Source organism: Pseudomonas mosselii (assembly GCF_019823065.1).
In the GTDB taxonomy this organism is placed as follows: domain Bacteria; phylum Pseudomonadota; class Gammaproteobacteria; order Pseudomonadales; family Pseudomonadaceae; genus Aquipseudomonas; species Aquipseudomonas mosselii.
Window position 1 is genome coordinate 2,461,790 of record NZ_CP081966.1, and the last position, 15,125, is coordinate 2,476,914.

Annotated in this window: 10 protein-coding genes; 4 read left to right on the plus strand and 6 right to left on the minus strand. The window is 64.1% G+C overall.

Features of this window, described 5'->3' with window-relative positions; translation table 11 throughout:
* Window positions 1-94: 94 nt before the first annotated feature.
* From K5H97_RS11405 to K5H97_RS11430, 6 genes are all read right to left on the minus strand, one after another.
* On the minus strand, window positions 95-1,291 hold the full coding sequence (locus K5H97_RS11405) for a DUF6708 domain-containing protein (protein ID WP_081791603.1): 1,197 nt from the start codon (window positions 1,289-1,291) through the stop codon (window positions 95-97).
* Entirely contained in the window at window positions 1,291-3,909 is a 2,619-nt protein-coding gene (locus K5H97_RS11410; protein ID WP_222578006.1) for a T6SS effector BTH_I2691 family protein, read from the minus strand. Before K5H97_RS11410 ends, K5H97_RS11405 begins: the two co-directional genes overlap by 1 nt.
* 243 nt (window positions 3,910-4,152) lie before the next feature.
* A complete protein-coding gene (locus K5H97_RS11415; RefSeq protein WP_036985824.1) occupies window positions 4,153-5,127 on the minus strand; it encodes a PDR/VanB family oxidoreductase in 975 nt (324 codons plus the stop codon).
* Between the two features lie 56 nt (window positions 5,128-5,183).
* Window positions 5,184-6,305, minus strand: coding sequence for an aromatic ring-hydroxylating oxygenase subunit alpha (locus K5H97_RS11420; RefSeq protein ID WP_028689260.1), 1,122 nt, complete (start codon window positions 6,303-6,305; stop codon window positions 5,184-5,186).
* Between the two features lie 121 nt (window positions 6,306-6,426).
* Complete coding sequence (locus K5H97_RS11425; protein WP_028689261.1) at window positions 6,427-8,025, minus strand: BCCT family transporter; 1,599 nt, start codon at window positions 8,023-8,025, stop codon at window positions 6,427-6,429.
* A 249-nt stretch (window positions 8,026-8,274) separates the two neighbouring features.
* On the minus strand, window positions 8,275-9,366 hold the full coding sequence (locus tag K5H97_RS11430) for a tartrate dehydrogenase (RefSeq protein ID WP_028689262.1): 1,092 nt from the start codon (window positions 9,364-9,366) through the stop codon (window positions 8,275-8,277).
* Window positions 9,367-9,460: 94 nt separating this feature from the next.
* Here K5H97_RS11430 and K5H97_RS11435 point away from each other — a divergent pair, with 94 nt between their 5' ends.
* The 4 genes from K5H97_RS11435 to K5H97_RS11450 all read left to right on the plus strand — a co-directional run bounded on the left by K5H97_RS11435 (window position 9,461) and on the right by K5H97_RS11450 (window position 15,123).
* Window positions 9,461-10,372 carry a LysR substrate-binding domain-containing protein gene (locus K5H97_RS11435; RefSeq protein WP_028689263.1) on the plus strand — a complete coding sequence of 304 codons (912 nt, stop codon included), beginning with the start codon at window positions 9,461-9,463 and terminating at the stop codon, window positions 10,370-10,372.
* A 173-nt stretch (window positions 10,373-10,545) separates the two neighbouring features.
* Complete coding sequence (locus K5H97_RS11440) at window positions 10,546-13,377, plus strand: xanthine dehydrogenase family protein molybdopterin-binding subunit (RefSeq protein WP_028689264.1); 2,832 nt, start codon at window positions 10,546-10,548, stop codon at window positions 13,375-13,377.
* The gene (locus K5H97_RS11445; RefSeq protein ID WP_028689265.1) at window positions 13,370-13,909 is read left to right on the plus strand and encodes a (2Fe-2S)-binding protein; all 540 of its coding nucleotides are present in this window, start codon (window positions 13,370-13,372) and stop codon (window positions 13,907-13,909) included. Before K5H97_RS11440 ends, K5H97_RS11445 begins: the two co-directional genes overlap by 8 nt.
* Window positions 13,910-13,911: 2 nt before the next feature.
* On the plus strand, window positions 13,912-15,123 hold the full coding sequence (locus K5H97_RS11450) for a cytochrome c (RefSeq protein ID WP_028689266.1): 1,212 nt from the start codon (window positions 13,912-13,914) through the stop codon (window positions 15,121-15,123).
* The last annotated feature ends 2 nt before the right edge of the window (window positions 15,124-15,125 follow it).

Genomic DNA, 15,125 nt, shown 5'->3' on the forward strand with positions numbered 1-15,125 from the left:
CGCGCACTGCCGGGTTGTCGCAGTCATGGGGCGTCTCGCCACCATGCAGAGGCGTGGTGCGTTGGGCTCCATCTCGGTCAAGAACATCCCGCTTTTACGGCTGATCAATACTGTCGACCTCATGGGGCGCATCCTTCTCGATATCGGGAGTTTGACTTTGGCTCTTGGGCCGACGTTTAGAGACGCGGGGTTTTCTCTCCGGGCGTTTGCCTGGACGTATGGCCCAGAGGTAGGCGTTCTCCCGCAGTCTCTCCTGAATATGAGGTGGGTAATCGTCAACGGTGGTCACTGCCGGGACGGGTTTTCCCGGCAGGCCGGCTTCACGGATGATCTTGGGCCAGCGAGGCTTCCAGCACAGCAGGAGACTCACCCAGTGGCCTGTTCCGATGATCAGGAAGGCAGGAGAGAGCAATAGCAGGCCGCATTTGAGGACGCGTGGGGAACTGCGGAAGTAGTGGGTCAGACCTTCAAACTGAGGCGTGAAGGCTTGCCAAGGCCAGGGGAAGTGCGAGGTGATGTGGGGGCGTGGCAGTCCTTCTGGACCTTCATCCATGAAGCGACGGATAAACTCCCATTCGGCTTGAAGCTCCGCGAAATTGTTCGCGGACTTGCCTACCAAGATCAGTTCAGGACGCAGTGTGCCGGTGAAGGCGGGCGACCATGTGAGTTCCAGCGGCATGCCCATGCCACCTGGTGGAGCATACTTCCTATCAGAGCCGCTGGACGATACGCCGTTCCACGGCAGCGTGACGATTCCTCCGCAGTAGGCCGGGCGGTGGAGGTAGACCTGTTGGGTGGTACGGTTGAAGCGTATCAACAGGTGGCGTGATGTGAACATTTCAAAACGTGTGAAACGAAAACCATACTTTAGGTAAAGCCATAAAAGCCATGGGTCCAGGCAGAGAAAGAAAATTGTGGTGACTAGGAGTTCTCCATACGGTTCGCCTTGATAGTTGTAGGTCAGTACGATTAACTTTTTAATGGCGTCAGTGGTGAAGTAGAACTCGAATGTGATTAGTGCTATGGCTGTAAGAGAAAGTATTGTGATCAACCCACGTTTATCCTCCCACATGCCGCAGCGCATTTCGAGCACGTGCTCGTTGTATACGTAGACTGGGCCACGGCTCTTCGGGGTTTCGCATACTGATTTTTTTGCGGCTGCAACGTATTCTTCGTCTTCGCTTTCATACACCCCTCTATTCTTGATTGTTTTGTTCTGCTTTTTAAAGGCTTCGCGTTCTTCTTTTGGGTCAATGGCTGCGAGCCATGAAAGCCACTCAAAAAAATACACTATATAACCTCGCTCATGGCGCTGAATAAGGCTTCTAGCTCTTCAGTGTCCTTCATGTATCCTTTGTTTGATGGTTTAAGGCGGAAGCAGCATTTGCTACACCATTTTTCCAGTGCGTCATCATCGACAATGAGCAAGGCTATAGTGGTGCCGAGTACAATGGCGCCGCCTATCCAGCTTAAGCGACTCAGAAACATCATGGCTGCACGGTTCGCGGCTAGTCGTGCGGAAAGAGTGGAAAGGGTAGCGTATAAGCTGCTTTTCCACGTCTGGCTCGAACTCACTGACAGCCACTGAAAAAGTGCACTTGCCTGTGAAAATGCTATTCCTCCCTGCCCTAAAAGTAGGGCGAACGTAGATGCAGCTCTTGTTCTGTACGCTGCTGCAAGCATTGACTTTGATCTGTTTTTTGCTTCTTCGGCATCTGAAACGTCCCATGCAATACTGACAACGCCACCCACCGCAGCCAACCCCGCCCCCCATAGCCGATAACGACCCAGGCTGATGTCCGCTCCCCGTGCAATCGCGCTGTTCCGCCCGACGCCCAGCAGGGTCTGTTCCGTCCCCACCGCCAGTAGCTCGAACCCCGCCGCCGCACTGGCCAGTCCAGCGGCCACCACCTCGCTCCAGAAACGCCGATCCTTGTCATCCCGCTGCCCCTGCAACAGGAGCAGTCCCGCCTCCAGCAGGAGCAGGCCACTGGCCAGCCGAAGCCGATAGAACGAATGAGCATGAGCGCCCTGCAACGTCTCCACATAGGCGCGATCAAGGCGTCGGACCATGGGGGCCGCCACCCGTCCTCGCGAGGGGGTGTCACCCTCGAGTGCGTGTTCACTCAGGCGCAGGTTGATGGCTTGCTCGCCCAGCGAGGCAATGAGGTAGGTGCCCAGGCGCCGATATAGCAGGCGATCCATGTTGCCGTGGGCGCCGGCCTGCAGGCTCTGGCGCCCCAGTTGACCCAGCCAGGCCAAGGCGCCGGCGGTGTTGAGGGCGCTGTGCTGGGCCAGCTGGTCGAGGTGGCCGTCCACCCGGCTGAACTGCGAGGCGAGTTCCTTGGCGTACTTGAGTGAAGTGTCCACCTGCTGCCAGTGATCGTATTCCGGTGGCAGCGCTTGCAACGCCTGGCGTGTCTGCTCCAGCACCTCGGCAATGGCGCGCTGGTTGAAGACGAAGGAGCGCAGGGCCAGGTTGTCGGGCGTCAGCGTGTCGGCATGCCACCACTGGGCGAGCAGCCGCGCCCCGGCTGGCACGCCCTCCATGCCGACCACGCTGAGCCCGGTCTGGTGAGCGAAGCACAGGCCGCTGCGCAGGTCGTTCTCGTCGTAGTAGGCCAGGGCCGCGAGCAGTTGCTCAGATTGCAGCCAGGCGAGGTGGTCGTCGGCCCGCACGTCGGCCAGGCGCTGCGCTTCGAGGCCGTGGGATTCGAACCAGGCCAGCTGGTCATGCATGGCCTTGAGGTCGACGTGTGGCAGGTAACGCGCCTCGAACTGCCGGGCGAACTCGCCGTTGTTCGCCCGGGCCTCAAGGTCCTGGCGCCTGAGTGCGCCTGCGGTATCGAGAATGCCTTCCTTGGCCTGCGCCCACCAGGCGGCCATCTGCGGGTTGGCGCCCTGGTCGGCACCGGCGAGGTGGGCGCGCATGGCCTCTTTGTGACGGTCGACCAGCGCGGCGACCTTGCGCTCACTGAATTGCTGATGCAGTTCGGTGAAGGCCTGGGCGACCAGCACCTTGCGCTCGTTGCTGGGGCCGGGTTTTCCCGCGACCGACTCCGAGGCTTGCAGCCAATCCTTCAGGTGTTCCATGCCCGCGTTGCGCCAGGCATTGAGTTGCTGGGTGATGCCGATGGCATCTTCCACCACCACCGCGATACCACGGGCTTCGGGTTTGCCGGCAACCGGGCCCAGCATGTACCGGGCTGCCGTCAGCGAGTGGACGCTGGTTTCACTGAACAGCTGGTTGTCCAGCAGCTTGCGCAATGAGCTGTCGGTTTGCGCAGCGAAATCGGCGACCAGGTCCAGTTGGTCATGGCGCAGCACATAAGGCCTGGGCGTCGGGCAGCCAAGGCCGGTGAAAGCGGCAACATCCACGGCCGGCAGCCTGTCGCGTCGACGCAGCAGTTGCTGCTGGGCCGCTTTGGTCAACGGGTCGGGGCTGTAGAACAGGCGCAGCTCAGCCAGGTCTTCGAGGTCATGGACGTTGAACGCCAAGGCCGTGCTGCGAATCATATCGCGCAGGGTGTGGACATCTGTGGCGTCTGGCTCGGACTGCCCGGGGGCAACCAGCGATAAAGAACCGTTCGCCGCAATGCGATAGGGCGGGTGCAGGCTGTGCTGCCCGCTGCGCTTGCGTTTCTCCATGACGTACAGGAAGCCTTGGCGCAGTGGCCGAATGGCATAGTCGGCCTGCTGAAGCGTGGCAACACTGTAGGGATGGCGCAGGTGATCGGGCAGGGTTGGCAAGCGCAGGCGCTGGCCGGTAGTGCCGGCAACGGCCGCATAGCGCAGGGGCAGGATGGTGAAGGTGCGCGTGCAATGGACGGCGGGCCCGCTGGCGAAGGGGGCCTCAAGGGCCTCGCAGGCTTGCCGATTGATTTCGAGCAGTTTGTTGAAGTCGAACATCCGATGTCCTCAGCGAAGCTGTTCATGCAGGCGTGTTAGTACCGAGCCCGTGGCTGTTGCAGCCAGCCACGGGCGACGTTACGCAGACCTGAAACACTAGCGAGGAGCGGATTGAGGGTGGTCGACAGGGCTTCCCAAAACCACGTAGGACGTTTCTCTGATTTTCCTTTTCAGCGCTTATTGGCAGTATTCAGTTACATCTCACCGGCGAATCCGCGTGGGCAGGCGATCCGCCGCCGGGGCTCAGAGATCCAGCACCAGGCGCGCCGAGCGCGCCCGCGAGACGCACAGCATCAGGGTCTGTTGCGAGGCTTTCTCCTCGTCGCTCAGGTACTGGTCGAAATGCTCGGCCTCGCCTTCGAGGATCGCCGTCTCGCAGGTGCCGCACACGCCTTCGCGGCACAGGCACTCGACCTTGGCGGCCTTGGATTTCTCGATGGCCTGGAGAATGGTCATGCCTTGCTCGACTTCCAGTTCGGTGCCGGAGCGCGCCAATACCACGGTGAACGCCGAGCCTGCGGCCGGCGCGGCGGCGGCGAACTGTTCCCAATGCACGCGGGACTCGGCGATGCCGGCGGCGGCGGCGCTGGCGATCACCGCGTCGATCAGCGGCTTGGGCCCGCACACATAGAGATGGGCGTCATCGGTGAGCCCCGCACAGAGCGCGGCGAGGTCGAGCTTGCGCCCCAGGCTGTCGATGTAGAAGCGGGTGTTGCCGGCATGCGGGCCTTGCGCCAGGTCGCCCTGGAAGGCGCCGTGCTCGGGGGTGCGGAAGGCGTAGTGCAGCTCGTAGGGGGTGGCGCCGCCTTCGAGCTCGTGCAGCTGCGCCAGGAACGGGGTGATGCCGATGCCGCCGGCGATCAGCACGTGGCGTCCCGCCTTGGGGTCGAGGGCGAACAGGTTGTTGGGGGTGGAGATGGTCAGCTCGCTGCCCACTTCGACCTGCTGGTGCATGAACGCTGAACCGCCCTTGGACTGCTCCTCCAGCCGCACGCCGATCTGATAGCTGTGCAACTGGCGCGGGTCGCTCATCAGCGAGTAGGCATTGCTGAACTGGCTGCCGCAGGCCGACTGCATCTGCACGATGACATGGCTGCCGCCGCTGAAGGCGGGCAGGGCGGCGCCGTCGGCGCGGGCCAGGGTGAAGCGCTTGATCTGCGGCGTGGCCTGTTCCACGCCGGTCACGCGCACCTTGAACATTTCGTATTGCTTGGCCATGGCGTACCTCGACAACGAAGCCCGCGCCAGGCCCTGGCGCGGGGCGGGGAGCGTGTTCAGTCGTCCAGGTGGGCGACGGCGATCAGGTTGTGGAAGTGGGCGATGCCGTGCTCGCTCACGCCGCTGCGCTGCGAATCGACCATGATCCGCCCCTGGCCGCGGTAGCCGCGGGACTTCAGGCCCTTCTGCACGCTCTCGACCAGGCGTAGGTCCTCGGGACGGAACACCTCGCGGTACCAGTCGATCAGCTTGCGCTGCTCCTCGGTGAGGTCCTTGTTGAGGAAGTAGATGTCGTAGTGCTGCAGGGTGGTTTCGGCATCGACCGGGAACTCGTAGATCACGGTCATGAAGTTGGCCCCCGGCGGTACGTTGAACATGGTGCACGGCCAGGCCCAGAAGCCGGCGAAGGACGGGTCCTTGACCGTTTCATCGAACGTGAACGACTGCTCCGACGGTTTGGCCAGACCGTACTGCAGGGTCCAGTTGCCGTGCAGGCTGTGGCTGTACTGGCCGACGTCCACCGAGTCGGAGAAGCCGGGGTGGGCCGGGGCGCAGTGGTAGCACTCGAGGTAGTTGTCGACGATCGACTTCCAGTTGGCCGGGGTGTCGCTGACGAAGCGCGCGGCCAGGTGCAGGTCGTCGATCACCGCGCAGGCTTCGCGCATGCGCTTTTGCATGCCGGGCAGCTGGTCTTCGACGGAACCGGCGTCGTTGTCCATGTTGATGAAGATGAAGCCGGCATACTCTTCGACGCGCAACTGCACCAGGGTGGAGTTGTCCTTGTCGAAGTTGGCCACGTTCTCGCAGTTGCGCGCGTGGGCCAGTTCGCCGTCGAGCTTGAAGGTCCAGGCGTGGTACGGGCAGGTGATGACGTTCTTGGCCTTGCCGCTGCCTTCGAGCAGTTGGTGGCCGCGGTGCGGGCAGACGTTGTAGAAGGCGCGCAGCACGTCGTCGCGGCCACGCACGACGATGATGCTTTCGCCGATCACCTGGCGGGTGAAGTAGGCGTTCTTCTCGGCGACTTCGCTGCGGTGGCCGACGCAGATCCAGCTGCGGGCGAAGATCGCTTCCTTCTCGTGCTCGAAGACGGCGGCCTGGGTGTAGAACGTGGCCGGGAGGGTGAAGGCCACTTCGGGGTTGGCGCAGAAGTCGGCGGGCAGGCGTTTGAAATCGTTCATGGTTCTATCTCGGTTCTTATTGGTTAACGCGTATCTGTTGGTTAACAAGCTGGGCAAAAAAATTTGTCGCAGGTTTGGCAATGTGAGAGCGGGCTTACCCGCTCCCACGACAAATCCAGACTCAGTGCACTGCCGCCGCGCTGCGTGGTGCCTGCATGGGTGGCTCTTCTCCGGCCAGGCGGGTGGCCTCTTCCTCGATGCGGTACGCCGGCACCTGGCCGTAGTCGGCCGCCAGCCACTTGAAGAAGCCGTAGATCTTCACCAGCAGGATCACCATGAACGGGATCGCGGTAAGCACCACGGCGGTCTTCATGGTCGACAGCGAGGCCTTGGCGAACAGCATGGCCAGCGGCACCAGGGTCAGCACCACGCACCAGAACAGGCGCAGGGTCGGGCTCGGGTCCTCGCCCTCGCGCAGGTTGCGGGTGCTGGTGGCGGCCACGGCGTAGGCGGCGGCGTCCATGTGCGAGGCGCAGAACACCGCCATGATGAACAGGTACGCGGCGAGGAACAGCGTGCCCCACGGCAGGGCCAGCAAGAGGTCGGTCACCGCCGCTTCGCCACCGAGGGTGCCGAGCAGCTTGGGCACGTCGATCTGGCCGTTGATGAACTGGTGCATGCTGTAGCTTTCCAGCGCGCCGAAGAAGAACCAGCAGCCGAAGCTGCCGCCCAGCAGCAGGGCGAACACCACTTCCTTGATCAGCCGGCCGCGCGAGACGCGGGCGACGAACATGGCCACGCCCGGCGCGTAGGACACCCACCACAGCCAGTAGAACACCGTCCAGTTGCGGGTGAAGGCGCCGTCGCCGGCCGGGTCGGTGAACAGGCTCATCTGCACGTAGTGCTGCAGCATCAGGCCGATGGAGTTGGCGGTATTGTTCAGGGTGAACTGGGTCGGGCCGACCAGCAGGACGATGGCGGCGAACACCAGGGCGCCGATGCAGACCATCTTCGACAGGCGCTGCAGGCCGCCGTCGATGCCGATGTACGAGCTCAAGGAGAACAGCAGCGCCACCGCGCCGATCACCAGCAGTTGCACGGTGAAGGTGTTGGGGGTGCCGGCCAGGTCGGCAAGGCCACGGGTCAGGGTCGAGGCGGTGAGCGCCAGCGACACGGTCAGCGCGCCCATCATGGTCAGCAGGAAGATCAGGTCGACGGCGCGCCCGACAGGGCCGGTGGCCTTGAAGCCGGTGACCGCCTCGATGATCGAGGCCAGGTTCAGGCCACTCTTCTTGCGCACATGGAAGTGGTAGGCCATGGCCAGCGAGGCCAGGGCGTAGATCGACCAGGCGCTGATGCCCCAGTGGAAGAACGAGTAGCTGACGCTGTACTCCAGGGCCTTGGCCGACATCGGCGCGATGTTCAGGCCCGGGGTCTGGTAGTAGTAGGCCCACTCCATCACGCCCCAGTACAGGGTCGAGGAACCCATGCCGGCGCAGATGAACATGAACACCCAGGTGGTGGTGGAGTACTCCGGCTTGCCGGCGCCCAGGCGGATGTTGCCGTATTTGCTGAAGGCCAGGTACAGCACGGCCAGGGAACTGCCGAACACCAGGACCTGGACGCTGGTGCCAAAGGTGCGGGTGGCCACCTCGAACAGCTGGTTGGCCAGGCTTTCGGCCTGGGCGGGGAAGGCAGCAAGGCCGATCACGGTGAGCAGCACGGCCAACAGGCTCACGGCGATCAGGAACACATCGATCTTTTTGTTATTGGGGGACATCAATTGTCTCCTGGAGCATTTTTTTTGTAGTAGGCGTCAGGCGTTTGGGAAGTCCGTATCGAGGCCGGGTTTTCCTTTCCGTTAACTATTGGATAACAAGTATCTTTTGGTTTACAGATTCTGCATCGAATCGAAGTGGGTGGCAATAGGATCGTCGGACAATCCGGATGGTTGGCTGGCAAGCCCGCTCCCCCAGGCAGCACATCTTCCTGTGGGAGCGGGCTTGCAGCGCGATGACCTGTCGCCGACTCAGGCCCCGAGCAGCGCGGCGATGGCCTTGCCCACTTCCTGGGTCGAGCGGCTGCCGCCCATGTCGCGGGTGGTGTCGCCGTTGGCGATCACTGTCTCGATGGCCTTGAGAATGTCGTCGTGGGCCGCCTGGTAGCGCGCGTCGTTGTCGGCCTGGCCGAGGAACTCGAGCATCAGCGCGCCGGACCAGATCATGGCGATCGGGTTGGCGATGTTCTTGCCGTGGATGTCCGGCGCCGAACCGTGCACCGGCTCGAACAGCGACGGGAACGTGCGCTCGGGGTTGAGGTTGGCCGACGGCGCGATACCGATGGTGCCGGCGCAGGCCGGGCCGAGGTCCGAAAGGATGTCGCCGAACAGGTTGGAGGCCACCACCACGTCGAAACGTTCCGGCTGCAGCACGAAACGGGCGCAGAGGATGTCGATGTGCTGCTTGTCCCAGCTGATCTCGGGGTAGTGGGCGGCCATGGCGGCGGTGCGCTCGTCCCAGTAGGGCATGCTCACGGCCATGCCGTTGGACTTGGTCGCCGAGGTGACGTGCTTGCGTTCGCGGGTCTGCGCTACGTCGAAGGCGTACTTGAGGATGCGGTCCACGCCACGGCGGGTGAACACCGACTCCTGTAGCACGAACTCGTTGTCGGTGCCTTCGAACATGCGCCCGCCCAGGGAGGAATATTCACCCTCGGTGTTCTCGCGGATCACCACGAAGTCGATGTCGCCGGGCTGCTTGTTCGCCAGCGGGCAGGGCACGCCGGGGAACAGGCGCACCGGGCGGATGTTCACGTACTGGTCGAAGTCGCGGCGGAACTTGAGCAAGGATCCCCACAGCGAGATATGGTCAGGGACTTTGTCCGGCCAGCCGACGGCGCCGAAGTACAGGGCGTCGAAGCCCTTGAGCTGGTCGAACCAGTCGTCTGGCATCATCTTGCCGTGGGCCAGGTAGTAGTCGCAGCTGGCCCATTCGAAGAACTCGAACTCAAGGTTCAGGCCGTGCTTGCGGGCGGCGGCCTCGACCACGCGCAGGCCTTCGGGGAGGACTTCGTTGCCGATGCCGTCACCGGGGATGGCGGCGATCTTGAAGGTCTTGGTCATGGGGCGCCTCTCGTGTTCAGGGAAGATGCGGCCATGCTATAAGGCTGTGCTTCGGAGATAATCCGGCAATCCATCAATTCTTGGTGCACGAATCGTGAATAATCTGCCGAACCTGGACGACCTCGACATCTTCCTGCAGGTGGCTCGCCGCGCCAGCTTCGCCGCGGTGGCCGACGAGCGTGGCATGTCGGCGGCGTTCGTCAGCAAGCGCATCCGCCTGCTGGAGGACAGCCTCGGCGTGCGCCTGCTGCACCGCACCACCCGGCGGGTGACGGTGAGCGAGGAGGGCGAGCGGGTGTATCAATGGGCGCAGCAGATCTTCGAGACCCTTCAGCGCATGGACGACGATCTCAACGCCGGCCAGCGCGAGCCGGTCGGTCAGTTGCGCATCGCCAGCAGCCTGGGCCTGGGGCGACGCTTCGTGGCGCCGGCGCTGTCGGAACTGGCGGCGCGCTACCCGCGCCTGGACATCCGTCTGGATGTGCACGACCGCCTGGTGGACCTGATCGCCGAAGGCGTCGACCTGGACATCCGCGTGGGCAACGTGATCGCCCCTCACCTGATCGCCAAGCCCCTGGTGCGTAATCGCCGGGTGCTCTGCGCGGCACCTTCGTACCTGGCCGAGCATGGCGCGCCACGGGTGCTGGCGGACCTGGCCAGCCATGACTGCCTGGTGATCAAGGAGCGCGACCACCCATTCGGGCTGTGGCACCTGGAAGGGCCGCAGGGCGAGGAGAGCGTGCGGGTGACCGGCGCGTTGTCGAGCAACCATGGCGAGGTGGCGCACCAGTGGTGCCTGGATGGGCGCGGCATCCTGCTGCGCTCGTGGTGGGACGTGCACGACAGCATCGCCGAGGGTCGGCTGGTGCAGGTGCTGCCGGACTACCAGCAGGCGGCGGATATCTGGGCGGTGTACACCGCGCCGTTGGCCGGTTCAGCCAAGGTGCGGGTGGCGGTGGAGTTCTTCCGCCAATACTTCGCCGAGCGCTATCGCTTGCCGGATTGAGCCTTCGCGGCGCGATCGCGCCCCCCCGCGACAAGTTGTCTGCTTGACTTGCAGTGGCACTCTACGATCGTTAACTTGACTTCGTAGTCAGTTTTTGTGATCGTGCGCGCCCTCCCAGTTTTCAAGCACCAGAAAAAGCATGGGCAGCCCAAGAGCTACCCAGAGGATCAACCATGTCCAACCGTGATATTTCCCGGCGCTCGTTCCTGCAAGGTGGGCTGGTCGCCGGTGTCGGCGTGACCCTGGCGCCGCTCGGCAGCCAGGCCTTCGCCGCCCTGATGGAAAGCAAGGTCACCACTTCGCCGCAGAAGTGGATGAACCACGACGGCAAGGCGCGTTTTCGTAACGATGCGTTGTCCAAGGTCTGTGGCAACAAGGTGTTCGCCCGCGACATTCGCGCCAAGGACATGCCCGGCTGGCCGCAGCAGCAGGGCCACGCCATGCTGCTCAAGGCCACCAAGGCCGACCGCCTCTACGCAGGCTACGACCTGTCGCTGCTGGGCGCCGAGCTGCAACCGGACCGCATCGTCACCGCCGACGACCTGAAGAAGGACGGCATTGCCTGGCCCGAGGCCCATTCGCCCGATCCGCTGCTGCCGCCGGGCCAGGTACCAATGTTCATCGGCCACCCGGTGGCGATCCTGATCTGGAACGACTTCGAGCGTTTCCGCAAGGCCAAGCTCAAGCTGCAGTTCAACGACCAGGCGATCCGCTACGGCGCCCAGGCCCCGCTGTACCAGCGCGACCCCTACGGCAGCTTCCGTTTCGTGCGCGTGGGCGGCAAGACGCCGTTCGACGAGGACGAATACTCGAGCCTGAAGAACACCATGCTGTTCCCCACCATCCTGGCGCGCAAGCCGGTATGGACCGCCGAGCCCAAGCAGCACGGCAACCTCACCGAGCAGGGGATGTTCTACGCCCAGCGCATCGACGAGCAGCTCAAGCAGCCGCCGGAAGACTGGCTGCTGTTCGACGAGCGCTACAAGACTCCGTCGATCGAGCCCGCGGCCCTCGAGCCGGACAACGGCAACGGCTGGTTCGACCCGGCCACCGGCACCCTGCATTTCGTCGTGGCCACCCAGTGCCCGTTCGAAGTGGCGCAGGAATGCGTGCACATGATCAAGCCGTCGCGTTTCGGCCTGAAGCACCTGAACATGCACCCGGGCTACACCGTTGGCTACGGTTCCAAGGACAACAACATCTTCGTGTTCTACGCCGCCGTCGCCGCGCTGTACGGCGCGGGCGTGCCGATCCGCCTGGCCAACGACCGCTACGAGCAGTTCCAGAGCGGCATCAAGCGCCACCCGTTCGACATCCGCTATCAGCTGGCCGTCGACAAGAAGGACATGAGCTTCAAGATCTTCCGCGCCGACATGAGCGTCGACGGCGGCGGGCGCATCAACTACAGCCCGTCGGTGGCCGCCGTGGGCGCCACCGCGGCGCAGTCGATCTACTACATGCCGCAGAACGACCTGTCGGTGACCGCGTACCATTCCCGTGGTGTCGAGGCCGGCTCCATGCGCGGCTACGGCACCCTGCAGAGCATGGCCGCCACCGAGATGATGGTCGACGAGATCGCCGACCGCCTGGGTGTGGACGCCATCGAGCTGCGCCGCAAGAACGCGCTCAAGTCGGGCATGAAGAACACCCAGGGCGCGGTGCCTGCCGGTGCCCTGCGTCTGCACGAGATCCTCGACAAGGCCGCCGCGCACGACTGGTGGAAGAACCGCCAGGCGCGCAAGCAGGCCGAGGACGCCAAGGACCACGACAACTGGTATGGCGTGGGCTTTGCCATCACCCAGAAAGACTTCGGCACCGGCTCCGAGGCGCCGATGGCGGCGGTCGAGTTCAGCGCCGATGGCCGCATCAGCCTGCGCCATATCGGCACCGAGCTGGGCACTGGCATGTCCACTTCCCAGGCCCTGGTGGTCAGCGACTTCCTCGGCCGTGTCGCCGACGAGGTCATGACCGCCCAGACCGAATGGCCGGAGCTGGCGCTGACCACCAGCGGCAACCCCTACCTGATCAGCCAGGCCGAGCAGGACGCCGCACTGCGCAACCCGCGCTGGGTCGGCAAGCTGGCCTCGCCGTCGTCGGCGACCAACTCGGCGTTCTACTTCAGCCACGCCACCCGCGAAGCGGCCCGCGTGCTGTTCAACCACGGCCTGTGGCCGGCGGCCATGGCCCTGTGGAGCCAAGGCCCGTATGGCGGCCAGGCCAACCCGTTGGTGGTGCGCCGCGAGAACGCGGTGTGGGTCAACGGCGAGTTGACCGGTAATGGCCTGGCGCCGATCCCGTTCGCCACGCTGGCGAAGAAAGCCCACGAAATGGGCCTGGTCACCGGCGTCAGCGTGCACGGTTTCAACCGCTGGAGCTGGGCCGAGGCCGACTTCGTCATCGACGGCGTGCGCGAGCGCCTGCCGCTCGATGCCGTGGCGGTAAAGTACGGCGACGGCGCGGTGAACGCGAAGAAGGCGCAGATGAACAGCGCCGGCTTCCACCTGCTCGACCGGCAGAACGCCGAATACCCGGCCACCCAGCTGAACAACGCCATGGTCACCTACTACAGCCCGGTGGCGACCATCGTCGAGGTCAAGGTCAACAAGGGCAGCGGCGAGGTGACGGTGCTCAACCACCACAGCTGGGTCGAGTGCGGCCGGGTACTGGTGCCGGAGCTGGTCAAGGGCCAGCTCGAGGGTGGTATCGCCATGGGCATCGGCCATGCGCTGCTGGAGGAAATGCCGCTGTACGAGGGTGGCCCGGGCGAGGGCGACTGGAACTTCAACCGTTATCGCCTGCCGATGGCCAGGCATGTGGCGGTGTGGAAGCAGACCTCGGAGATCCTGCCGCCGTTGTCGCCGACCGACCCGTCCAAGGGCATCGCCGAAGTGGTGATGATCCCGGTGGTCGGCGCCATCGGCAATGCCGTGGCCCATGCCATCGGCAAGCGCGTGCGCGACCTGCCCATCACCCCCGCCCGAGTCAAGGAGGCCCTCAATGGCTGACCGCAAGCTGCAACTGACCCTCAACGGTCAACCTGTCGTCACCGAAGTGGTCCCCGATGACCTGGCGATGATCGACTACCTGCACGAATACCAGAACCTTACGGGCTCGCGTCTGGGCTGTGGCCAGGGTATCTGCCATGCCTGCGTGGTAATCGTCGACAACCCCGACGGCACCAGCGAAGAGGTGCGCACCTGCATCACCGGCGCGCATTACTTCGAGGGCAAGAAAGTCCGCACCATCGAGGGCCACGCCAAGCTCGACGAAGCCGGCAATCCGGGCGAGTTGAACCCGATCCAGCAGAAGTTCGTCGATCGCTTCGCCTTCCAATGCAGTTACTGCGCGCCGGGCTTCGTCAACGCCGCCACGGTGCTGGTGGAAAAAGCCCAGCGCAAGCCGCTGAAGCAGAGTGAGCTGGAGGGCGCCATCGAGGCCAGCCTCGGCCACCATGTGTGCCGTTGCACCGGCTACGTGCGCTACTACGAGGCGACCCGCGAAGTATTGGGCGACCTCGGCCTGGTCAAGGAGGGCTGAGCATGACGCGCATTCTGAGCAGCCTGGCACTGGCCATCGGCGCACTGGTCGCCTGCAACGCCCAGGCGGCGGACGAGGCCTTGATCAAGCGTGGCGAATACCTGGCCCGCGCCGCCGACTGCATGGCCTGCCACACCGCCGAAGGCGGCGCGCCCTATGCTGGCGGCCTGCCGATCCATTCGCCGTTCGGCACCATCTACGGCACCAACATCACCCCGGACAAGCAGTACGGTATCGGCAACTACAGCAGTGACGAGTTCTTCGCCGCCCTCACCGAGGGCAAGCGCAAGGACGGCGCCAACCTGTACCCGGCCATGCCGTACACCTCGTACCACCTGGTCAAACGGGAGGATTCCGACGCGATCCATGCCTACCTGATGAGCGTGGCGCCGATCAACCGTCCGGCCCCGCAAACCAGCCTGAGCTTCCCGTTCAACGTGCGCACCGGCCTGGTCGGCTGGAACCTGTTGTACGGCAAGAGCGTGCAGCTGGAGGAGGGCAAGGGCAACAGCGAGGCGTGGAAACGCGGCCAGTACATGGTCGAGGTGCTCGGCCACTGCGGCGAGTGCCACACCCCGCGCAACCCGATTGGCGCGCTGCAGCAGGACAAGCGCCTGACCGGCGGCCTGCTGTTGGGCTATCTGGCGCCTAGCCTGCTGGCCCAGGACCTGGCCGACCGTGGCTGGAACCATGCGGATCTGGCGACTTTCCTCAAGCACGGTGTCAGCGCCCAGGGCAGCATGTTCAACGAAATGTACCCGGTGGTGCACCACAGCACCCAGCATCTGCAGGACAGCGACCTGTCGGCCATGGCCACCTACCTGCTCGGCGACCAGCCGCCGGCGGCCAAGGTGGTGCAGACAGTCGCCCACGAGACCATGGGCGAGAGCGCCAAGCGTGGCCGCCAGCAGTACCTCAACGTCTGCGCCGGCTGCCATGGTGGCGAGGGCGAGGGCAAACCGCACATCGCCGTGGCCATGCGCGGCAACACCGTGCTGCGCCAGGCCGACTCGCGCAACCTGGTCAAGGCCATCGTCGATGGCATCCGCGAGCAGCAGTTCACCGGTTTCGAGCGGATGCAGCCGATGCCGGGCTTCGCCGACAAGCTCGACGACGGGCAACTGACCGACATGGTCAACTACCTGCGCGAAGCCTGGGGCGGCCTGCCGGGCGACCTGACCACCCAGCAGCTGGCCCAGCTGAAGGCGGACTGACC